Genomic DNA, 20,157 nt, shown 5'->3' with positions numbered 1-20,157 from the left:
CGGCGCACCCGGTTGTGGCGGACCAAGATCGGCCTGCCAACCCGCGCCGAACCCAACAGCCCTATGACAAGCATTCAAATTGGCGTGGTCATGGGTTCCAGCAGTGACTGGGACACCATGCAGCATGCAGTCCAGATTCTCCAGCAATTCGGCATCGCCCACGAAGCCCGCGTGGTCTCGGCCCACCGCATGCCGGACGACATGTTCGCCTACGCCGAATCGGCGGCCGGTCGTGGCCTCAAGGCCATCATCGCCGGCGCTGGTGGGGCCGCCCACCTGCCCGGCATGATCGCGGCCAAGACCCCGGTGCCGGTGCTCGGCGTGCCGGTGGCCAGCCGCCACCTGCAAGGCGTGGATTCGCTGCACAGCATCGTGCAGATGCCCAAGGGCATTCCGGTGGCCACCTTCGCCATCGGCGCGGCCGGGGCCGCCAACGCGGCGCTGTTCGCGGTGGCCCTGCTGGCCAACGAAAGCCCCGAGCTGCGCCAGCGCCTCGTGGCTTTCCGCGCCGAGCAGACCGAAGTGGCCCGGGCCATGACCCTGCCGCCCGTCGCATGAGCCGCGCCCCCCTGCTCCCCGCCGTGAAGGCGGAAACCACCCTCGGCGTGCTCGGCGGGGGCCAGTTGGGCCGCATGTTCGTGCATGCCGCGCAGCAGATGGGCTATTTCACCGCGGTGCTGGACCCCGATCCCAGCAGCCCGGCCGGCCGCGTCAGCCACCACCACATCCAGACCGACTACCTGGACCCTCAGGGCCTGGCCGAGCTGGCCCGCCTGTGCGTGGCCGTGACCACCGAGTTCGAAAACGTGCCCGCCCAGGCCCTGGCGCAGCTGGCCGCCACCCGACCGGTGGCGCCCGCCGCGTCGGCGGTGGCGATTGCCCAGGACCGTGCCCGCGAGAAGGCCCACTTCGTGGCCTGTGGCGTGCCCTGCGCGCCCTACGCGGTGATCGACACCGCCGAGCAGTTGGCGGCCGTGGACGAGGCCCTGCTGCCCGGCATCCTCAAGACCGCGCGCCTCGGCTACGACGGCAAGGGGCAGGTCCGCGTCAAGACGCGTGAGGAGCTCAACGCCGCCTGGGCCGGGCTCAAGCAAGTGCCCTGCGTGCTCGAAAAAATGCTGCCCCTGGCCAGCGAGTGCTCGGTCATCGTGGCGCGTGGCGCCGACGGTGCGATGGTCAATTTCCCGGTGCAGCGCAACCTGCACCGCGAGGGCATCCTGGCCGTGACCGAGGTGTACGAGGGCAACCTGCCCGCGGCCGTGGCCGAGCAGGCCGTGGCCGCTGCCAAGTCGGTGGCCACCGGCCTCGGCTACGTGGGTGTGCTGTGCGTTGAGTTCTTTGTGCTCACCGATGGCAGCCTGGTGGTCAACGAGATCGCCCCGCGTCCGCACAACAGCGGTCACTACACCCTGGACGGTTGCGACCTGTCGCAGTTCGACCTGCAGGTGCGCGCCATGGTCGGTCTGCCGCTGGTGCAGCCGCGCCTGCACAGCCCCTCCATCCTGCTCAACCTGCTGGGTGACCTGTGGTTTGCGCCGGGCTCGGACGAGGCCGTGACGCCGCCCTGGGACCAGGTGCTGGCCTTGCCAGGCACCCACCTGCACCTGTACGGCAAGCTGGAAGCCAAGCGCGCCCGCAAGATGGGCCACCTCAACATCACCGGCGCGACGCCCGAAGCGGTGCGTGCCGTGGCCCTGCAGGCCGCCGCGCTGCTGGGCCTCGAGCCGTTTTGAGGCCGGGAGAACGCAGCATGATCCTTGACGGGCAAGACAGCACTGCGGTGCAAGCCGCCGCGCAGGCCCTGGCCGCAGGCGACCTGGTGGGCCTGCCGACCGAGACCGTGTACGGTCTGGCGGCCGACGCGGGCCGCGACTCGGCGGTGGCCAAGATCTTTGAGGCCAAGGGCCGGCCCAGTGACCACCCGTTGATCGTGCACGTCGCCGATGCGGCGGGGGTGGACCACTTTGCCCAGGCGGTGCCGGACTTTGCGCGGGCCCTGATGCAGGCCTACTGGCCCGGGCCCTTGACCCTGATCCTGCCGCGCCGCCCCGAAGCGGGCGCGGCGGCGGCCGCGGGCCAGGACTCGGTGGGCATGCGTTGCCCCGCGCACCCGGTGGCCACCGCGCTGCTGCGCGCCTGTGCGGCCCTTGGGGTGCATGGGCTGGCGGCGCCCAGCGCCAACCTGTTTGGCCGTGTCAGCCCGACCACCGCCGCCCATGTGCAGGGCGAATTCGGTCCCTCGCTGCTGGTGCTGGACGGCGGGGCCTGCGAGGTGGGCATCGAGTCCACCATCGTCGACTGCACCCGGGGCGCCCCGGTGCTGTTGCGACCCGGGGGCATCACCCGTGACCAGGTGGAAGCCGCGTGCGGCCAGCCACTGCGCACCCGCGAGGAGCTGGCCAGTCCCGATCCGCGGGCGTCCGGCACGCTGGAGGCGCATTACGCGCCCCAGGCCAAGGTGCGTCTGATGGACGCCCAGGCGCTGCAGACCGCGCTGGACGTGCTGGGGCCGCAGGCCAGCGGCATTGCGGTCTACGCACGCAGCGCTTTACGCCCGGCCAGCCCACAGTTGTTGCTGCGGCGCATGCCCGACGACGCCGAAACCACGGCGCGCCAGCTGTTCGCGGCCTTGCGGGGCTTTGACGAAGCCGGCGTCAAGCTGATCTGGGTCGAGACCCCCCCACCGGGTTCGGATTGGGAAGGCGTGCGCGATCGTTTACAACGCGCGGCCGCTGCCTGAGGGCAAGGCCTTCTGGTGCTCGTTAAACTACGCGCCATCTTTTGGAGATTTCAATGACTGGAAAATGGTTGCGCCGCGCTGTGTTGCTGGCGGCTTGTGCATCGGCTGCCGTGCTCACCGCTTGCGGCTCCAGCACCATCGAATCGGCTTTGGCCCCTTCGCGTTTCATCGCCTTCGGTGACGGTCTGAGTGACGTGGGCCAAACGGGCACCCGCTACACCGTCAACGACGGCAGCATCAACGTCTGGACCCAGCAAGTGGCCGCCAGCTATGGCCGCAGCCTGACCGCGGTGTCGGCCGGTGGCACCAGCTACGCCCGCGGCCACGCGCGCCTGCTCAGCGCCACCGATGACGTGGGGGGCAGCGCGATGTCGGTCAAGCAGCAGATCGACACCTTCCTGGCCGCCGACAAGTTTGGCAGCAACGATGTGGCCTTCATCAACGGTGGCCTGGGGGACTTGCTGGCCCAGTACGCCAGCAGCACCGACGCCACGACCCTGAGCAACGTCATGGCCCAAGCCGGCACCGACCTGGGCACTCAAGTGCGCCGCCTGGTCAACGCCGGTGCCAAGTACGTGGTGGTGTCGGGTCTGTACGACGCCAGCAAGTCGCCTTGGGGCGTGGCTTCGGGCCAGGCCAGCAACATCAGCGCCGCGGTGTTGAAGTTCAACAGCGCCCTGCTGCTGAGCATCAATGACCTGGGCAACAACGTGCTCTACATCGATGCGGCCTACTACTACAACCTGGTCATCGCCAGCCCCAGCGGCTACGGCCTGACCGACTCGACCAACATCGCCTGCACCTCGGTGGACAGCGGCAAGGGCATCGGCATTGGCAGCGGCCAGGTCAACTCCAGCCTGTGCACCACCAGCACCCTGGCCAGCGGCATCAACTACACCACCTACACCTTCGCAGACAAGGTGTACTTCAGCCCGGCCGCCCAAAACCTGTACGGCACCTACGCCTACGGCCGCATGAAGTCGCGCTGGTAAGCCCACCCTTCATCAGACGCTCGCTGAGCGTTTTCAGGTCGGCGGCCCCCCGCCGCCGCACCGGGGCCCAAGCCCGACAACCAGCGTCTGCGGACGCTGGTTTTTTTTCGCCCGGGCCACGCCGGCCGGTCAAAAAAAAGCCGACCCCTGGGGGTCGGCCAAGCCAAGGGGTGGGCCCCCGGCCTCAGAAGCGAAACGCGGGGGCCCCTGGCCCGTTCAGAAGCGGTAGCCCGCCGCGATGGTCAGCACCACGGGGCGGAAATGGATGTCCATGGTGCGCGCCGCACCCGCCGTGGTGGCGGTCAGCGTGGTCTTGACGCGCGCGGTGGCCACCGAGCCATGGATCGACCATTGGTCGTTGATGCGGTAATCCAGACCGACTTGGGCCGCCAGGCCCCACGAGTCGGTCAGGCGGATGTCGGTCGGCCCGCCGTTGAGCGAGTTGCCCGTCGGGGTGGAGCGGCGGTCGTCAAAGCGGGTGTAGTTCAAACCCACGCCCACGAAAGGCCGCAACGCGCTGCTGCTCTCGCCAAAGCTGTAGTTCAGGAACACCGTCGGCGCCATCTGCCGGATGCGGGCAATGGTCTGGCCCTGGTAGGCCGACACCACATAGCCCGGCACGATGCTGGGGTTGAGCTTGGCCGTCACGTCGTGGGTGGGCGGCAGGCCCAGCGCCAGTTCGACCTCAAAGCGGTCATCCAGTCGGCGTGCCACCGAGAAGAACAGCGTGCTTTCTTTCTGCACTTCCAGGCTGATGCCCGAGTTGGGCTTGAACAGGAAGGGGCCGGTGGCATCGGTGGCCGAGGAGTGGGGCGCAATGTGGGTGTAACCCACGCGCACCGTGTAGTCCTGCGTCTGGGCCTGGGCGGTGGTGGACAGGCCGGTCAGGGCCAAGGTCAGGGCGGCCACTGCGCCCAGGGGGTGTCGAAGGGTCATGATCGTGTCTCCTGGGCAGGGGTCAAACGCCGGCCGCCAGCACTTGTTGGAAGAAGCCGCGGGCCGCCACGGTGCAGAACGGCGGCACCAGACCGCCGTGGTAGGCCTGGATCACGGCGCTGGCGCCGCCATCGCTGGCCCCGGCTGCCACGGCCGCTGCCGCGGTGGCGGCCTTGGCGGTGGCAAAGCCCACCTTGGCGGCGGCAAACGGGTCGCTGGCGCTGGTCACGGCCGAATCCACGTCGAGCACCGACAGCAGGCCCGTGCCGGCGGCCATGGCCGACGGCGCGGTCCACAGCTTTTGCATCAGCTGCGTGTTGACGCTGAAGTACACCGTCGGGTCGCTGTTGCCGCCGCACAGCAGCACCGGGCGGGTGGGCGTCCAGTTGCGCAGGTCATTGCGCTTGAAGGCCTGGCGCAGCGGGTTGGTCGGCGCGCTGGCGGGCAGGCCGGTGGTGGCCGCGGGCACGGCGCCATCGGGGTTGGCCAAGGCGTCGAGCAGGTAGCTCAGGCGGGTTGCGTTGGTCACCAGCGGGCTGCTGCCAAAACCCAGCGCGAACAGCGGGGCCTGGGCCGCCGGGGTGGTGGGCGGGGTGATCGCATTGAGCGTGGCTTGCAGGCTGGCGGGCGAGCCGGCCGGGGCGGTCGGCGGGGTGCTGCTGAACAGCGCGGTCAGCGGCAGCTTGCCCTGTTGCACCAGGGTGGTCACCGAGCTGGTGCTGGGCAGCAGCGATTCGATGCCGGTGGCGTAAGCGGGGCTGTAGATGTCGGTGGTGGCGCTGTAGAGGTTGCCGTAGGCCTTCTGGAAGCTGGTGGTCAGCATCGGCGTGAAGATCGTCGAACCCAGGTTCACATTGCCGTAGTAGACCGTGTCCACCAGCGCGGCAAGCGCGTAAGGGCCGGACAGCGGGGCCGACGCGGTGACGGTCTGGCCCGCGGCCTGCAGCGCCCGGTGGGTGGCCATGGCCACATGGCCGCCTTGCGAATAGCCGCTGATGAACAGCTTGCCCGAGTCGCTGCTGCCCACATTGGGCAGCGCGGTGCGCGCGGCGGTCAGCGCGTCGATCATGTCCTTGGACTGTTGATCGGCGTTGAGGTAGGGGTGGTAGCTGAGCTTGGAGGTGTCGTAGCCCGCGTAGTTGGGGGCCACCACGATGAAGCCTTGCGCCGCAAAGGTGGCCGCCACCAGCAGGCTTTCGGTGTAGGCGGAGCCCGTGGCGTCGAGCACGTTGGCCAGGTTGTAGGCCTTGTCGGTGGTGGTGCCGTGCGCGTACAGCACGATCGGGCGCGCCCCCGAGCAGGCCGCGTCGGTGCCGGTGGGCACCATCAGGGCCCCCGTCGCGTTGGTGGCCTCGCCAGCGCCGCCCACGGTGCCGTATTGCAGGTAGCGGAAGTCCACGCCGCACTTGGGGGTGCCGGCCACGGCCAGCAGGCTGCGACCGCTGCTGCTGGCACTGAGCTGGCTTTGCAGCACTGCCGCCGTCAGGCCGGTGACCCGCAGCGGCGGGTTGAACTGCAGCGAGCCACGGGCCCCGCTGTTGTCGGTGCTGGTGTTGCCACCGGTGTCAGAGCCGCCGCCGCAGGCGGCGAGCAGCACAGCAGCAAGGACCGGGGCGAGGACCGCGGCAGGGCCGGAATGAGGGCGCATGGATGTCTCCTGTTAAAATAGAACGACCGTTCTTTTTTGTAGGATCCATGGTAGAGCCGGCCCAGTCGAAGGGTCAGCGGGAAAGTACCAGTGGCCAGCTCGGTGGCTTTCGGGCGGTGCCGGCTTGCCGCCGCACCGCGCGCGTCAATCAGGCTCGCGGTAGCGCAGTTTCATGGTCAGGATGCTGGCGGCCAGCGCCAGGGTGACCGCATTGGCCGCCACGATGGGCCAGGCGCCCAGGGCCAGCCCGTACACCAGCCACAGCGCCACGCCGGCCGTGAACACGCTGTACATGCCCAGCGAGATGCCGCGCACATCGCGGGTTTTGAAGGTCAGCCAGGCTTGCGGCACAAAGCTGCAGGTGGTCAGGCAGGCGGCGAGGTAGCCAATCAGGTCAAACAGGGACATGGTGCAGTCGGGTCGGTGGGGCCGCAGGGGCCAGGTTGGGGCGCGGGCTCAGGGGGCGGTGCTGAGGTGCTGGTCGCGTGCGGTCCAGTCGATCAGGGCTTCGATGACCGGGCGCAGCGCACCGGCCTGGGGGTGGTTGGCCAGCGCCACCAGGGCGTAGCGGCGACCGCTGGCGCCATGCACCACCCCGGCCACGGCGGTCACATCGCGCAGGCTGCCGGTTTTCAGGTGGGCGGCCCCCACCACATTGCCCTGCCCCTGGCCCCAGCGCCGCATCGTGCCGTCGACGCCACTCAAGGGCAGCGAGGCCAGCAACTCGGGCATGGTGCCGCCCGCCCAGGCCGCTTGCAGCACCCGGGCCAGGGCCTGGGCGCTGACGCGGGTGTCGCGGCTCAGGCCCGAGCCGTTGTCGATCAGGGGCGCGTCGGCGTCGCCGAAGCGGCTGCGCCACCACTGGCCCATCACCTCGCGCGCGCCGTCGGGGGTGCCGACGCCCTTTTGCTGCAGGCTCAGCGTCAGGAAGAGCTGCTGCGCCATGACGTTGTTGCTGAACTTGTTGATGTCGCGGATCACCTCGGCCAGCGGTGGCGAGGCCAGGCTGAAGGCCGGCTTCAGGCCGGCGGGCACGCGGCCCTCGCGCACCTGTCCCCCGAGGCGCCCGCCCACGTCCTGCCACAGGCCGGCGATGGCGCGCGCGCTGTAACTGGTGGGGTCGGCATAGGCCTGGGGCCAGGCTTTTTCGCCACAGCTCAGGGGGTAGCCCCCCATCAGGCTGATGCGGTTGGGGTCGCTCACCTGGGCCTTGAGGCCGGTGCGCCAGTCGCCGCACTCGCCAGCGATCAGGGGCACGCTGGGTGTCCACGACAGGCCGGCCAGCGGCGGGTCCAGCTGCACATGGGCCACGCCCGCGCTGGCGTCGGGCACCAGGGTCAGCACCAACGAGCGGTAGTTGATGAGCAGCGCGTCCGGTGCCGCGTTGTAGGGCTTGAGCGGTTCGCCGTCGAAGTCGGCCGGGTTGCTGGGGGGCAGCTCAAAGGCGCTGCGGTCGAGGATGATGTCGCCGCTGATCTGTCGGATGCCCAGCCCTTGCACCCGCCGCAGCAGCAGCCACAGGCGCTCCATCACGAGCTTGGGGTCGCCTTGGCCCTTGATGATCAGGCTGCCTTGCAGGGTGCCGTCGCGCACGCTGCCGTCCAGGTACACCGGGGTGGTCCAGCTGTAGGCCGGCCCCAGCAGGTCGAGTGCGGCCTGGGTGGTCAGCAGCTTCATGACCGAGGCCGGGTTCATGGGGGCGTTGGCCCGCAGCGCCAGCCGCGGGGGGCGCTTGCCAGGGCCCAGTTCGGTGACCAGCAGGCTGACCGACTCGCGCGGCAGGCGGGAGCGGGTCAGCGCGGCGTCGATCTCGGGCGGCAGCGCCGCCTGGGCGGCGGCCAGCCCCGTGCTGCACAGCAAGGCGCCGGCCAGCAGGGCGTGCGCGACAGGGGGCCAAGCGACAGGGCGCCGAGGGGCGCTGGGCGTGGCACGGGGGCCGCGGCCCCGCGGGCCCGAGCGGTCAAGGCGGCGCGCGGCCAAAGGGCGAAACAAGGCGTGGAACAAGGCGTGAAATGAAGGCATGGACTCAGCACGTGGACAGCGCGTTGCAGTGTCGCACGAAGCCGCCGTGGCCTGGGGCATGGCCCGGGGCTGAACGGGGCCGGTGCATTTCAGGATAATCCCCCCATGCGCTTTTCTTCCCGCACGGTGGGCCTGGCCGCCGCCGTCGTCACGGTCCTGATCTGGACCGCCTTCATCGTCATCGCCCGTGCCTCGGCGCAGCACACCCTCAGCCCCTTTGACATCGCCTTCCTGCGCATCGTCGGTGCCGCGGTCGTGCTCATGCCTTGGGCGCTGTGGCGGGCCCGCCAGGCGCGCGCCGAAGGCCGCTTTGCCGGCAGCCTGGGTGGTTTGTCGCCGTTGAGCCTGGGACAGACCGCCCTGCTGGGCGTGTTTGGCGGCCTGGCCTATGCAGTGTTGGCCTATGGCGGCTTCTTTTTTGCCCCGGCCGCCCATGGGTCGGTGCTGATGCCGGGCAGCCTGCCGCTGTGGGCTGCCCTGCTCAGCGTGGTCTTGTTGGGTGAGCGCTTCGCGGGCGCACGCCTGCTGGGCCTGGGCCTGATCGTGCTGGGGGACCTGATGGTCGGTGGCGCCAGCCTGTGGGCCGCGCTCAGCGGCCAGGGCGGTGGCGAGGTCTGGAAGGGCGATTTGCTGTTCATGGCCGCCAGCAGCTGCTGGGCCACCTACAGCGTGCTGGTGCGCCGTGAGGGGGTGGATGCGGTGCGCGCCACCATGGCGATCACGGCCTTTGCGCTGCTGACCTATGTGCCGGTGTACGCCGTGCTGGCCAGCCTGGCACGGATTCCCAGCCACCTGCTGCAGGCGCCGCTGGGCGAGCTGGTGTTCCAGTTCATGTTCCAGGGCTGGGGCTCGGTGGTGATTTCGGGCATCACGTTCACGCGCATGATCCAGCACTTTGGTCCGGTGCGTTCGACCATGATCACGGCCCTGGTGCCCGGCCTGTCGGCCCTGGGCGCGGTGGCCTTGCTCGGTGAACCCCTGCTGTGGAACCTGATGGCCGGCCTGTCGCTGGTGACCCTGGGCATCGCCTGCGGCGTGCGCGCGCGGCCCCAGCCTCTGGCGCCGACCTCCCCTTTGACTGTGAAATGAACCCCATGAAATTCCTGGCTTTTGACACCAGCACCGAACGCCTGTCGCTGGCCGTGGGCCACGGCGAGGCCGTCTGGGCCGAGTCGGCCCCGGGCGGGGCCCAGTCGTCGGCGACCCTGATCCCGGCCCTGCTGGCCTTGTTGCAGCAGGCCAATCTGCGCCTGGACCAGCTCGACGCGATCGTGTTTGGCAGCGGCCCGGGTTCCTTCACGGGCCTGCGCACCGCGTGCTCGGTGGCCCAGGGCCTGGCCCTGGGGGCCAACCTGCCGGTGCTGCCGGTCAGCACCCTGCTGGCGGTGGCCGAAGAGGCCCGCCACCAGCATGGCGCCACCCGTGTGCTGGCGGCGCTGGACGCGCGCATGGACGAGGTCTACCACGCTGCCTTCGAGTGGACCGGCGGGGCCGATCCAGCCTGGCAGGCCCCGGCTGATTTCAGCCTGGGCGCGCCCGAGTCGCTGCAACTGCCCGCCGGCTGGGTCCTGGCGGGCACCGCGGCCCAGGCCTACCCGGGCCGGGTGGCGGGGGGCGATTCGGCGCTGAACGTGCTGCCCACCGCCAGCGCCCTGCTGCGCCTGGCCCCAGCGCTGTGGCGGGCCGGCCACGCGGTGCGGGCCGATGAGGCCTTGCCGCTTTACATCCGCGATAAAGTCGCCAAGACCACCCTCGAACGCGAGGCCGAAAAGGCCGCCAAGACGACCACCCCCTGACCATGAATGCCGCCATGCCTGTGCGCGAAGCCCGTTTTGAAGCCCTGACCGAGGCCTGGCTGGACCAGGTCATGGCCGTCGAGCAGGTGGCCTACACCCACCCCTGGTCGCGGGGCAACTTTTTGGACTCGGTGAAGGCCGGTTACCAGGCGCAGGTGCTGGTCGGCGAGGACCAGCTGATCGGCTATTTCGTGGCCATGAAGGGCGTCGACGAGGTGCACCTGCTCAACATCACGGTGGCCCCGGCGTTCCAGCGCCAAGGCTGGTCGCGTGTGATGCTGGACGCGCTGGACACCTGGTCGCGCGGCCAGGGCGCCCAGTGGGTCTGGCTCGAGGTGCGCCTGTCCAACCCGCGCGCCCGATCGGTTTACGAACAGCACGGCTACCAGCGCATGGGCGTGCGCAAGGCCTATTACCCGGCATTCGACGGGCGCGAGGACGCCTTGGTGATGAGCTTCAAACTATGACCCTGAACCTTGATGCGCGCCAGCGCGCCATGCTGGACGAAATGCACATCCCGTTCTGGTGGCCCGAACCGCCACTGGCCGGCGAGTTGCTGGCGCCCGCCGGCGCCGACACGGGTGTGGCCAGCGCATCGCCTGAACGGGCCGCCGCCCAACGCCCAGCCCCGGCGGCGGATTGGCCCGCCAGCCATGACACCCACCAGGTCCACCAGGCCCACCAGGCGGCTCACGCGCCCGCCGCCCCGCCCGTGGTGCCCCGCCCGGCCCCTGCGGTGGCGCCCGTCGACGCGCCGCAGGCCCCGGCCGTGGTGCGCGCCGCGCCCAGCCCCGCGGCCCCGCTGCGCCACGACCCGGCGCAGGGCGTCGCCGACGCCACCGCCACCCCCAGCCTGTGGCAGCTGCACCCGGCCCAGGCCCTGTTCAATGCACCGGCGGCCCCGGGCGGCTTTTTGCTGGTCACCGAGGCCGTGTGGCCCGGCGACGACCCCTTGGCCGACGGGGCAGGCCCGGCGGGGCAGTTGCTGCACAACATGCTGCGCGCCATGCGCCTGCACCAGCCGGCGCGCGCCTGGCTGGCGGGCCTGAGCCGCCGCCCCACTGGCGACACCCCCGAGCCCCTGCCCTGGCACGAACTGCTGCAAGCCCAGCGCCCCGGCCTGGTGCTGCTCATGGGCCGCACCGCCGCGCGCGAGGCGCTGGGCCGCGACGAGCCCCTGGGGCGCTTGCGCGGCCAGGTGCACGACCTGCACGGTGTGCCCGCCATCGTCACCTACGACGCGTCTTACCTGCTGCGCACCCAGGCCGACAAGGCCCGGGCCTGGGCCGATTTGTGCCTCGCGCTGAGCCAGCCCGGCGTGGCCTTGCCCTGAGCCCAAGGGGCTGGGCGCGGCGCCGCCCGGGGGCCGGCGGAAGGGGGCGTGGCGGCGCTCTCCCAGCGGGCTCTTAAAATGGCGGCCATGACCTTCCTCGACATGCTCCGCGCCGCCGAGCAACAAAACGGCTCCATGCTCTGTGTGGGCCTGGACCCCGAACCCACCCGCTTCCCGGCCCACCTCAAGGGCGACGCCAACAAGATCTACGACTTCTGCGCCCGCATCGTGGACGCCACCGCCGATCTGGCCATCGCCTTCAAGCCGCAGATCGCCTACTTCGCGGCCCACCGCGCCGAAGGCCAGCTGGAGCGGCTGATGGAGCACATGCGCCGGGTGGCCCCGCAGGTGCCGATCATCCTGGACGCCAAGCGCGGCGACATCGGCTCCACCGCCGAGCAGTACGCCAAAGAAGCGTTCGACCGCTACGGTGCCGACGCGGTCACCCTGTCGCCCTTCATGGGCTTCGACTCGGTGATGCCCTATCTCAAGTACGAAGGCAAAGGTGCCTTCCTGCTGTGCCGCACCTCCAACCCGGGCGGTGACGACCTGCAGAACCAGCGCCTCGCGTCGGTGGACGGCCAGCCCCTGCTGTACGAACACGTGGCCCGCCTGGCCCAAGGCCCCTGGAACCTCAACGGCCAGCTGGGCCTGGTGGTGGGCGCCACCTACCCGGCCGAGATCGAGCGCGTGCGTGCGCTGGCCCCGACCCTGCCGCTGCTGATCCCCGGCGTCGGGGCCCAGGGCGGCGACGCCGTTGCCACCGTGCGGGCGGGCTGGAAGCCGGGCGCACCGATCGTGGTCAACTCCTCGCGCGCCATCCTGTACGCGTCGTCGGGCGACGACTTCCAGGAAGCCGCGCGCCGCGAGGCCCTGCGCACCCGCGACCTGCTGCAGGCCGCCCGCGGCTGAGCCCGCAGCGAGCGCCGCCGTGAGCGCTGCCCCGCCGCGCCGTCCCCCGCTGCAATGGCAGTGGCTGGAGGACCTGGTGGCGCTGGCGCAAACCCGCAGCTTCACGCAGGCGGCGGCGCTGCGGCATGTCACCCACCCGGCCTTCGGGCGCCGCATCCGCGCGCTGGAAGACTGGGCCGGCACCCCGCTGGTGACGCGCGGCGCCGGCCCGGTGGCCCTGACCGCCGCGGGTGACAGCCTGTTGCAGGACGCGCGGGGCCTGCTGCAAAGCCTGAGCCAGGCCCACGAATCCCTGCTGGGCGCCGCCGGTCGCACCCAGCAAACCCTGACCCTGGCCACCGGTCGCACGCTGGCGCGCACCTTGGTGGCCGACTGGCTGCGCCAACTGCAGCCCTGGCTGGCGCAGGCCGAGGTGCTGATCCGCACCCGCTCCCTGGCCGACACGGTGCGCATGCTCGAGCGCGGGGAGGTCGACTTCATGCTGACCTACCACCACCCCTTGCTGGCCTGGCCCATCCAGGCCCGCCAGTACAGCCACCTGACCCTGGCCCACGACGAGCTGATCCCGGTCTGCCGCTCGGACGCCCATGGCGTGCCCCAGCTGCCACAGCACGGCGGGCCCGCCTGGCCCTACCTGGCCTACGCCGACAGCCTGGCCCTGGGACGCCTGGTGCAGGACCACCTGGCCAACCACCCGCAGGCCCCCGCCTTGCGCCGGGTGATCGAATGCGACTCCGCCGACGCCTTGCTCGAGTACGCGCTGCAAGGCCTGGGCGTGGCCTGGCTGCCGGCCTCGCTGGTGGCCGGGGCGTGCCAGAACGGCACCCTGTGCCGGGTCGGCTCGGCCCGCCTGGCGGTGCGTTTCGAGGTGCGCCTGTACCGCCCCAAGCGCCGCCTTTCGCCGCTGGCCGAGCAGGTCTGGCAAGCCACCGAGGCGCGGCACTGAGACCGCCGCCGGGGTTGCCAAAGGACGATCCCAGGGACGACCCCGGGGACCGCCACACCGCCTGGGCCACCCCCCCACCCCCCCACCGCGCCGACCGCCGGCCCATGCGCCGCGGGTGCTGTCATCACCCGGTGGGGCATGGTGTGCGCAATCGGCACCGTCTGGTGCGCATTCAGCACCACCTGGGCGTGCGGGCTGCCGCACAATCAGCGCATCGGGCCCCGTGCGTCCGATCCTCCCACCTTGTCCTTGACCGACTGGAGCCGCCCATGACCCCTGCTCAGACCCCCTCCTGGCGCCGCCGCGCCCTCTGGCCCCTGTTCGGGGCCCTGGCCCTGGGGGCTGGCCTGGCGCAGGCCGACAGCTACCCCGACAAGCCGATCACCCTGGTGGTCGGCTACCCGCCGGGGGGCAGCACCGACCTGATGGCGCGCACCCTGGCGCCCGAACTGGCCAAGCGCCTGGGCACGGCGGTGGTGATCGAGAACCTCGGCGGTGCGGGGGGCGCGATCGGGGCCCAGAAGGTCGCCAGTGCCAGCGCCGACGGCTACACCCTGCTGGTGGCGGCCAACAACGAGATCGCCATCAAGCGCCTGGTCGCGCCGACCAGCGTCAAGTACGAACAGCGCGACTTCACCCCGCTGGGCCTGATCGCCTCGCAGCCCATGGTGCTGGTGGCGTCCCCCAAGATGGGCGTGAAGTCCGTGGCGGACTTCCTCAAGCTGGTCAAGGCCAACCCGGGCAAGTTCACCTACGGCAGCTCGGGTGTGGGCACGGCCCTGCACCTGGCGGGCGAGATGGTGAAGGACCAGGGCGGCCTGTTCATGACCCACATCCCCTACCGCGGCGTGGCGCCGCTGACCACCGACCTGCTGGGCAGCAACGTGGACTTCGGCGTGTTCGTGCTGTCCAGCGGCCTGCCCCTGATCAAGAGCGGCAAGCTCAACGCCCTGGGCACCACCGAGCGGCGCCGCTCCCAGGCCACGCCCGAGGTACCGGCCCTGGCCGAGACGCCCGCGCTCAAGGGCATCGACATCAGCTCCTGGTTCGCGCTGCTGGGCCCGGCCCGCTTGCCCGAGCCCGTGGTCAGCAAGCTCAAGAAGGCGCTGGCCGAGTCGCTGCAAGCGCCGGAATTGCGCAAGAAGCTGGAGGAGACCGGCTCGGCCATCGCGCCGCCCCAGCACGACCTGGGCAAGTTCATGGCCGAGGAAACCGCCAAGTACAAGCGCATTGTTGAATTTGCCCGCATCGAGGAATGAGCCGTCCCCTGAGCCGTCTCTTCCATTGCTCCCCAAGCCACACCCTGTCCACGCCCCAACCCATGCCCGCTGCCATGACGTCCTATTCCCGCGCCCAGGTGCAAGCCCTGCCCTTTGACCTGCCCCGCCCCGAGCTGGGCCCCTGGCGTGCCGGCAACACGGGGGTCGAGGGCGTCTGGCAGTTCGACAGCGGGCAGCCGGGTCGCCAGGTCCTGGTCAGCGCCCTGGTGCATGGCAATGAACTGTGTGGCGCCTGGGCCGTGCTGGGCCTGTTGCAAGCCGGGCTGCGCCCGCAGCGCGGCCGCCTGACGCTGGCCTTTTGCAACCTGGCCGCCTTCGACCGGTTTGACCCGGCCCAGCCCGATGCCTCGCGCTTTGTCGACGAAGACCTGAACCGCCAATGGCTGCTGGACCGCATGGCCGCCGGGGGCAGCCAGGAGCGCCAACGCGCCGCCGCCCTGCGGCCCTTTGTCGAGCAGGCCGACTGGTTGCTGGACCTGCACTCGATGCACGAACCCGGCCAGCCCCTGCTGCTGACCGGGGTGCAGCCGCGCAACCTGGCCCTGGCGCGCCGCCTGGCCACGCCCGAGCACATCGTGGTCGATGCGGGCCACCAGGACGGCGTGCGCATGCGCGACTTCGGCCGCTTCGGCGAGCTGGCCGACAACGGCACCCATTCGCTGTTGATCGAGTGCGGCTTCCATGGCGACCCCGCCAGCCGCCGCGTGGCCCAGGACGCCAGCCTGCGCTTCCTGGCCGCCTCGGGCGTGTGCGACGCCGCCACCCTGGACGCCGCCTTGCCAGGCTGGCGCCAGGCCGACGCCGCCCAGCAGTGGGCGCTGGAGGTCACGGGGCCGGTGGTGGCGCGCAGCGAGCGCTTTGCCTTCACCCAGCCCTTTGTGGGGCTGGAGGTGATCGCCCAGGCGGGCACCGTGATCGGCGACAACGACGGCGAGCCCGTCACCACGCCTTACGACGACTGCGTGCTGGTCATGCCGTCGGTGCGCCAGGCGCGGGCCGGCGTGACGGTGGTGCGTTTCGCGCGCCGCCGTCGCCTGTGAGGCCGCTCAAGGCGCGCGCGGGCGCTGCCACCAGGCGAGCCAGCGCTCGCCGCCCAGCACACAGGCCAGTGCCAGCACCACCAGCGTGATGCCAGCCCACTGCCAGGCGGTGATGACCTCGCCCAGCAGCACGTAGCCCGCGCTCAGGCCCACCACGGGCACGCCCAGGCTGAAGGGGGCGACCCGGTTCGCCGGGTGGCGCTGCATCAGCCGGGTCCAGAGCATGTAGCCCAGCACGCTGGCCATCCAGGCCAGGTAGGCCAGCGACAGCCAGGCCTGCCACGGCGCCTGCACCCAGTGCCAGCGCAGCGCGGGCGGGTCCACCAGCCACGACAGGGCGGCAAACGGCAGGATGGGCACCAGGCAGCTCCAGACCACGAAGCCCAGGGGGTCCAGGGCCGGGCTGTCCTCGCGGGCCTTGCGGATCACGATGTTCGAGCTGGCCCACAGGGCGGCTGCGCACAGGTTGAGCGCAAAGCCCCAGAACGTGGTGTGTCCCGCGGCCTCGGCCGGGCCCAGGTAGTTGAGGCCGAAGCACAGCAGGCCCAGGCAGGCCAGCAGCAGGCCGATCTGCAGCGCCCGGCCGGCTTTTTCATGCAGCAGCCAAAAGCCCAGCACGGCGGTGATGAAGACCTGCGTCTGCAGCAGCACCGAGGCCAGGCCTGCGGTCATGCCCACCTGGAGCGCAAAGAACAAGAAACCGAACTGCCCCACCCCCTGGGTCAGGCCATAGAGCACCAGCCATTTCCAGGCCAGTTGCGGGCGCGGTACCAGCAACACCAGCGGGAAGGCCGCCACCAGGTAGCGCGCCGCGCCGAGCTGGAACGGGGTGAAATCCCGCAGCCCGATCTTCATGGCCACAAAGTTCAGGCCCCAGACCACCACCACGCACAGCGCCGAGAGCAGTTCCGTGCCGCTGAAGCGAAGGGGTGGCGCAGCGTCGCTCAATGGGGCGCCTGGGGGTTGGCCTTGGCCGCCTCGATGTGGGCCTGGGCGCGCTGGGCCAGGGCGATGTCGCCGGGGGTTTCGGGGGTGAAGTGGTCCACCGGGATCGGCTGGCCGTGCGAGTCCACCGACACGAACACGATCAGGCATTCGGTGGTCTTGGCCATCTGGCCGCTCTTCATGTCGCCGCTGCGCACCTCGACCGAGATGTTCATGCTGGTCTTGCCGGTGTAGGCCAGGCGGGCTTCCACCTCGACCAGGTCGCCGATCATGATCGGGCGGTGAAAGCGGATGCCGCCCACAAAGACCGTCACGCAGTAGCGCTTGGACCAGCTGGTGGCGCAGGCGTAGCCCGCTTCGTCAATCCACTTCATGACGGTGCCGCCGTGGACTTTGCCCCCGAAGTTGACGGTGCTGGGCTCGGCAAGGAAACGAAGAACGATCGAGTGCATGAACAGGGGCTGAGAGCTGAAAAGCCGCATTATTCCCGACCAGCCGGATTTTGGCTGGCCGCGCGTGCGGCCCGCGCTCAGTGCGGCGGCGTCAGCAGGCGCGCCAGGTAGTGGCCGGTGTGGCTGCCCGGCAGTGCCGCCAGCGCCTCGGGCGTGCCACAGCCCACCACGGTGCCGCCGCCGGCGCCGCCTTCGGGGCCCATGTCGATCAGCCAGTCGGCGGTCTTGATGACGTCCAGGTTGTGCTCGATCACCACGATGGTGTTGCCCGCATCGCGCAGCTGGTGGATCACCTTGAGCAGCAGGTCGATGTCGGCAAAGTGCAGGCCGGTGGTGGGCTCGTCCAGGATGTAGAGCGTGCGCCCGGTGTCGCGTTTGGACAGCTCCAGCGCCAGCTTGATGCGCTGCGCCTCACCGCCCGACAGGGTGGTGGCCGACTGCCCCAGCTTGATGTAGGACAGGCCCACTTCGAGCAGCGTTTGCAGCTTGCGCGACAGCGTGGGCACGGCCTTGAAGAACTCGGCCGCGGCCTCCACGGTCATGTCCAGCACCTGGGCGATGTTGCGGCCCTTGTACTGCACCTCGAGGGTCTCGCGGTTGTAGCGCTGGCCCTGGCAGACGTCGCAGGGCACGTAGACGTCGGGCAGGAAGTGCATCTCGACCTTGACCACGCCATCGCCCTGGCAGGCCTCGCAGCGGCCACCGGCCACGTTGAAGCTGAAGCGCCCCGGGCCGTAGCCGCGCTCGCGTGCGGTGGGCACCTCGGCCATCAGCTCGCGGATGGGGGTGAACAGGCCGGTGTAGGTGGCCGGGTTGCTGCGCGGCGTGCGGCCAATCGGCGACTGGTCGACGTTGATGACCTTGTCGAACTGGTCCAGCCCTTCGATGGCGTCGTGTTCGGCCGGTTCGGCGTGCGCACGGTGGATTTGCTGCGCGGCCGCGGTGTAGAGGGTTTCGTTGACCAGGGTCGACTTGCCCGAGCCCGAGACCCCGGTCACGCAGGTCATCAGACCGACCGGAAACTCGACCGTCACGTGCTTCAGGTTGTTGCCCCGCGCCCCTTCGATGCGGATCACCTGCTTGGGGTCTTTGAGGGTGTGGCGCTGGCGCGGCACCTCGATCTTCTTGGCGCCGCTCAGGTACTGGCCGGTCAGCGAGGCCGGGTTGTCGCGGATGGCCTCGAAGCTGCCCTGGGCCATGACCCGCCCACCGTGGATGCCCGCGCCCGGCCCCATGTCGATGACGTGGTCGGCCGCACGCATCATGTCCTCATCGTGCTCGACCACCAGCACGCTGTTGCCGATGTCGCGCAGGTGCGCCAGCGTGCCGATCAGGCGGTCATTGTCGCGCTGGTGCAGGCCGATGCTGGGCTCGTCGAGCACGTACATCACGCCGGTCAGGCCCGAGCCGATCTGGCTGGCCAGCCGGATGCGTTGCGATTCGCCGCCCGACAGGGTCTCGGCGCTGCGGTCCAGGCTCAGGTAGCTCAGGCCGACGTCGTTGAGGAACTTCAGCCGCGAGGCGATTTCGCGCACCACCTTGTCGGCGATCTCGCCCTTGGCCCCGGGCAGGCGCAGCTGCAAAAAGTAGTCGTAGGACTCGCGCAGCGTCAGGTGGCTGATCTGGTAGATGGCGCGGGCTTCGGGGCCTTCGCCCAGGCGCACATGGCGCGCTTCGGTGCGCAGGCGCGCACCACCGCAGTCGGGGCAGGCCTGGGTGCTGCGGTAGCGCGCGAGTTCTTCGCGCACGATCGGCGAGTCGGTCTCGCGGTAGCGCCGCTGCATGTTGGGGATGATGCCCTCGAAGGGGTGCTTCTTGGCCACCTTGCGGCCTTCGGCGCCGTCCAGGCTGTACTGGAAGCGGATCTCCTCGCTGCCCGAGCCGTACAGGATGGCCTGGCGGGTCGCCTCGGGCAGCGACTCGAAGGGGCTCTCGATGTCAAAGCCGTAGTGCTTGGCCAGGCTCTCCAGCATCGAGAAGTAATGGGCATTGCGCCGGTCCCAGCCCTTGATGGCACCGCTGGCCAGGCTCAGCGAGGGGAAGCTCGCCACGCGCAGCGGGTCGAACACCTCGGTCACGCCCAGCCCGTCGCAAGACGGGCAGGCGCCCACCGGCGAGTTGAAGGAGAACAGCCGCGGCTCCAGCTCGCTGAGCGAGTAGCTGCACACCGGGCAGGCAAAGCGCGCGTTGAACAGCAGCTCGGCGGGGCGCTCGGGCACTGGTTCCATCTCGAGCGCGAGGGCGCGGCCGTCGGCCAGGCGCAGCGCGGCCTCGAAGCTCTCGGCCAGGCGCTGCTGCATGTCGGGGCGCACCTTGAGCCGGTCGATCACCACGTCGATGTCGTGCTTTTCGTTCTTCTTCAGCGCTGGCAGCTGGTCGAACTCAAAGGCTTGCCCATCGACGCGGAAGCGCACATAGCCCTGCGCCTGCATGTCGGCGAACAGCTCCAGGAACTCGCCCTTGCGATCGCGCGCCACCGGGGCCAGCACCATGACCTTGGTGTCGGCGGGCAGGGCCAGCACCGTGTCCACCATCTGGCTGACGGTCTGGGCCTGCAGCGGCAGGCCGTGGGTGGGGCAGTGCGGCGTGCCGGCGCGGGCGAACAGCAGGCGCAGGTAGTCGTGGATCTCGGTCACCGTGCCCACGGTGGAGCGCGGGTTGTGGCTGGTGGCCTTTTGCTCGATGCTGATGGCGGGCGACAGGCCCTCGATCACGTCCACATCGGGTTTGTCCATCAGCTGCAGGAACTGGCGCGCATAGGCCGACAGGCTCTCCACATAGCGGCGCTGGCCTTCGGCGTACAGGGTGTCGAAGGCCAGGCTGGACTTGCCTGAGCCCGACAGCCCGGTGATCACCACCAGCTGGTTGCGCGGGATGTCGAGGTCGATGTTCTTCAGGTTGTGCGTGCGGGCCCCGCGGACGCTGATGCGCTGCTGCTGCACCAGGCTGGCCAGGTAGCGACCGTTGGAAGAAGCGCTGTCAGGGGCGGTGGGGTTCACGGGGTTCCGAACTGAGGAAAACCCTCCATGATAGAGATGCCGGCGCGGTTTGCGCCAGGGCCTGGGCGCAGGCTTCACCGACAATACGGTTTTTCTGCTGTGCGGCGCCTTGGGCG

The 20,157-nt window shown here is 70.2% G+C and carries 19 protein-coding genes; 12 read left to right on the top strand and 7 right to left on the bottom strand.

The window, feature by feature from the left end; genetic code table 11:
• Window positions 1-63: 63 nt before the first annotated feature.
• Genes purE through PSQ40_RS12310 form a run of 4 tightly spaced genes read left to right on the top strand, consistent with a single transcriptional unit; the run spans window position 64 to window position 3,732 of the window.
• Window positions 64-558 (top strand): 5-(carboxyamino)imidazole ribonucleotide mutase, encoded by a 495-nt coding sequence (purE, locus tag PSQ40_RS12325; protein ID WP_273951812.1) that lies wholly within the window; start codon window positions 64-66, stop codon window positions 556-558.
• Complete coding sequence (locus PSQ40_RS12320) at window positions 555-1,733, top strand: 5-(carboxyamino)imidazole ribonucleotide synthase (protein WP_273951811.1); 1,179 nt, start codon at window positions 555-557, stop codon at window positions 1,731-1,733. The genes purE and PSQ40_RS12320 overlap by 4 nt, the downstream gene beginning before the upstream one ends.
• 17 nt (window positions 1,734-1,750) lie before the next feature.
• Entirely contained in the window at window positions 1,751-2,740 is a 990-nt protein-coding gene (locus PSQ40_RS12315) for an L-threonylcarbamoyladenylate synthase (RefSeq protein WP_273951810.1), read from the top strand.
• A 53-nt stretch (window positions 2,741-2,793) separates the two neighbouring features.
• Window positions 2,794-3,732 (top strand): SGNH/GDSL hydrolase family protein, encoded by a 939-nt coding sequence (locus PSQ40_RS12310; RefSeq protein WP_273951809.1) that lies wholly within the window; start codon window positions 2,794-2,796, stop codon window positions 3,730-3,732.
• A 216-nt stretch (window positions 3,733-3,948) separates the two neighbouring features.
• Here the strand turns inward: PSQ40_RS12310 and PSQ40_RS12305 are convergent, their stop codons facing one another.
• From PSQ40_RS12305 to dacB, 4 genes are all read right to left on the bottom strand, one after another.
• Window positions 3,949-4,668 carry an OmpW/AlkL family protein gene (locus tag PSQ40_RS12305; protein WP_273951808.1) on the bottom strand — a complete coding sequence of 240 codons (720 nt, stop codon included), beginning with the start codon at window positions 4,666-4,668 and terminating at the stop codon, window positions 3,949-3,951.
• A gap of 22 nt (window positions 4,669-4,690) precedes the next feature.
• Complete coding sequence (locus PSQ40_RS12300) at window positions 4,691-6,316, bottom strand: alpha/beta hydrolase family protein (RefSeq protein WP_273951807.1); 1,626 nt, start codon at window positions 6,314-6,316, stop codon at window positions 4,691-4,693.
• A 144-nt stretch (window positions 6,317-6,460) separates the two neighbouring features.
• The gene (locus tag PSQ40_RS12295) at window positions 6,461-6,724 is read right to left on the bottom strand and encodes a SemiSWEET transporter (protein ID WP_273951806.1); all 264 of its coding nucleotides are present in this window, start codon (window positions 6,722-6,724) and stop codon (window positions 6,461-6,463) included.
• A gap of 48 nt (window positions 6,725-6,772) precedes the next feature.
• Window positions 6,773-8,338 (bottom strand): D-alanyl-D-alanine carboxypeptidase/D-alanyl-D-alanine endopeptidase, encoded by a 1,566-nt coding sequence (gene dacB / locus PSQ40_RS12290; RefSeq protein WP_273951805.1) that lies wholly within the window; start codon window positions 8,336-8,338, stop codon window positions 6,773-6,775.
• Between the two features lie 105 nt (window positions 8,339-8,443).
• Between dacB and PSQ40_RS12285 the strand changes: the two genes are divergently transcribed.
• The 8 genes from PSQ40_RS12285 to PSQ40_RS12250 all read left to right on the top strand — a co-directional run bounded on the left by PSQ40_RS12285 (window position 8,444) and on the right by PSQ40_RS12250 (window position 15,645).
• A complete protein-coding gene (locus PSQ40_RS12285) occupies window positions 8,444-9,427 on the top strand; it encodes a DMT family transporter (protein ID WP_273951804.1) in 984 nt (327 codons plus the stop codon).
• A gap of 5 nt (window positions 9,428-9,432) precedes the next feature.
• Window positions 9,433-10,134 (top strand): tRNA (adenosine(37)-N6)-threonylcarbamoyltransferase complex dimerization subunit type 1 TsaB, encoded by a 702-nt coding sequence (gene tsaB / locus PSQ40_RS12280; protein WP_273951803.1) that lies wholly within the window; start codon window positions 9,433-9,435, stop codon window positions 10,132-10,134.
• A gap of 2 nt (window positions 10,135-10,136) precedes the next feature.
• Window positions 10,137-10,601: a ribosomal protein S18-alanine N-acetyltransferase gene (rimI, locus tag PSQ40_RS12275; RefSeq protein WP_273951802.1), complete on the top strand. Its 465-nt coding sequence runs from the start codon at window positions 10,137-10,139 to the stop codon at window positions 10,599-10,601.
• On the top strand, window positions 10,598-11,467 hold the full coding sequence (locus PSQ40_RS12270; protein ID WP_273951801.1) for a uracil-DNA glycosylase family protein: 870 nt from the start codon (window positions 10,598-10,600) through the stop codon (window positions 11,465-11,467). The genes rimI and PSQ40_RS12270 overlap by 4 nt, the downstream gene beginning before the upstream one ends.
• A gap of 87 nt (window positions 11,468-11,554) precedes the next feature.
• Window positions 11,555-12,379: an orotidine-5'-phosphate decarboxylase gene (gene pyrF, locus PSQ40_RS12265; RefSeq protein ID WP_273951800.1), complete on the top strand. Its 825-nt coding sequence runs from the start codon at window positions 11,555-11,557 to the stop codon at window positions 12,377-12,379.
• Window positions 12,380-12,428: 49 nt separating this feature from the next.
• Entirely contained in the window at window positions 12,429-13,325 is an 897-nt protein-coding gene (locus PSQ40_RS12260; RefSeq protein ID WP_273952042.1) for a LysR substrate-binding domain-containing protein, read from the top strand.
• A 269-nt stretch (window positions 13,326-13,594) separates the two neighbouring features.
• Window positions 13,595-14,584, top strand: coding sequence for a Bug family tripartite tricarboxylate transporter substrate binding protein (locus PSQ40_RS12255; RefSeq protein WP_273951799.1), 990 nt, complete (start codon window positions 13,595-13,597; stop codon window positions 14,582-14,584).
• A gap of 74 nt (window positions 14,585-14,658) precedes the next feature.
• Window positions 14,659-15,645 (top strand): M14 family metallopeptidase, encoded by a 987-nt coding sequence (locus PSQ40_RS12250; protein WP_273951798.1) that lies wholly within the window; start codon window positions 14,659-14,661, stop codon window positions 15,643-15,645.
• Between the two features lie 6 nt (window positions 15,646-15,651).
• On the opposite strand, the gene PSQ40_RS12245 is transcribed toward PSQ40_RS12250, so the two are convergent.
• From PSQ40_RS12245 to uvrA, 3 genes are all read right to left on the bottom strand, one after another.
• The gene (locus tag PSQ40_RS12245; protein WP_273951797.1) at window positions 15,652-16,593 is read right to left on the bottom strand and encodes an EamA family transporter; all 942 of its coding nucleotides are present in this window, start codon (window positions 16,591-16,593) and stop codon (window positions 15,652-15,654) included.
• Window positions 16,590-17,042: an acyl-CoA thioesterase gene (locus PSQ40_RS12240; RefSeq protein ID WP_273951796.1), complete on the bottom strand. Its 453-nt coding sequence runs from the start codon at window positions 17,040-17,042 to the stop codon at window positions 16,590-16,592. Before PSQ40_RS12240 ends, PSQ40_RS12245 begins: the two co-directional genes overlap by 4 nt.
• Window positions 17,043-17,119: 77 nt before the next feature.
• Window positions 17,120-20,041, bottom strand: a complete 2,922-nt coding sequence (gene uvrA, locus PSQ40_RS12235; RefSeq protein WP_273951795.1) for an excinuclease ABC subunit UvrA — start codon at window positions 20,039-20,041, stop codon at window positions 17,120-17,122.
• Between the last annotated feature and the right edge of the window lie 116 nt (window positions 20,042-20,157).

The sequence above is a fragment of the Curvibacter cyanobacteriorum genome (genome assembly GCF_028649475.1).
Taxonomy (GTDB): Bacteria; Pseudomonadota; Gammaproteobacteria; order Burkholderiales; family Burkholderiaceae_C; genus Curvibacter; species Curvibacter cyanobacteriorum.
This window is presented reverse-complemented; position numbering and strand designations above follow the sequence as displayed.

What these genes read in the sequence shown, in the direction of transcription:
- PSQ40_RS12305 (WP_273951808.1), bottom strand. Translation starts at nt 4,668, where the DNA reads ATGACCCTTCGACACCCCCTGGGCGCAGTGGCCGCCCTGACCTTGGCC.
- rimI (WP_273951802.1), top strand. Translation starts at nt 10,137, where the DNA reads ATGAATGCCGCCATGCCTGTGCGCGAAGCCCGTTTTGAAGCCCTGACC.
- PSQ40_RS12315 (WP_273951810.1), top strand. Translation starts at nt 1,751, where the DNA reads ATGATCCTTGACGGGCAAGACAGCACTGCGGTGCAAGCCGCCGCGCAG.
- PSQ40_RS12295 (WP_273951806.1), bottom strand. Translation starts at nt 6,724, where the DNA reads ATGTCCCTGTTTGACCTGATTGGCTACCTCGCCGCCTGCCTGACCACC.
- PSQ40_RS12285 (WP_273951804.1), top strand. Translation starts at nt 8,444, where the DNA reads ATGCGCTTTTCTTCCCGCACGGTGGGCCTGGCCGCCGCCGTCGTCACG.
- PSQ40_RS12300 (WP_273951807.1), bottom strand. Translation starts at nt 6,316, where the DNA reads ATGCGCCCTCATTCCGGCCCTGCCGCGGTCCTCGCCCCGGTCCTTGCT.
- PSQ40_RS12310 (WP_273951809.1), top strand. Translation starts at nt 2,794, where the DNA reads ATGACTGGAAAATGGTTGCGCCGCGCTGTGTTGCTGGCGGCTTGTGCA.
- PSQ40_RS12250 (WP_273951798.1), top strand. Translation starts at nt 14,659, where the DNA reads ATGACGTCCTATTCCCGCGCCCAGGTGCAAGCCCTGCCCTTTGACCTG.
- dacB (WP_273951805.1), bottom strand. Translation starts at nt 8,338, where the DNA reads ATGCCTTCATTTCACGCCTTGTTCCACGCCTTGTTTCGCCCTTTGGCC.
- PSQ40_RS12270 (WP_273951801.1), top strand. Translation starts at nt 10,598, where the DNA reads ATGACCCTGAACCTTGATGCGCGCCAGCGCGCCATGCTGGACGAAATG.
- pyrF (WP_273951800.1), top strand. Translation starts at nt 11,555, where the DNA reads ATGACCTTCCTCGACATGCTCCGCGCCGCCGAGCAACAAAACGGCTCC.
- purE (WP_273951812.1), top strand. Translation starts at nt 64, where the DNA reads ATGACAAGCATTCAAATTGGCGTGGTCATGGGTTCCAGCAGTGACTGG.
- PSQ40_RS12320 (WP_273951811.1), top strand. Translation starts at nt 555, where the DNA reads ATGAGCCGCGCCCCCCTGCTCCCCGCCGTGAAGGCGGAAACCACCCTC.
- PSQ40_RS12240 (WP_273951796.1), bottom strand. Translation starts at nt 17,042, where the DNA reads ATGCACTCGATCGTTCTTCGTTTCCTTGCCGAGCCCAGCACCGTCAAC.
- PSQ40_RS12255 (WP_273951799.1), top strand. Translation starts at nt 13,595, where the DNA reads ATGACCCCTGCTCAGACCCCCTCCTGGCGCCGCCGCGCCCTCTGGCCC.
- tsaB (WP_273951803.1), top strand. Translation starts at nt 9,433, where the DNA reads ATGAAATTCCTGGCTTTTGACACCAGCACCGAACGCCTGTCGCTGGCC.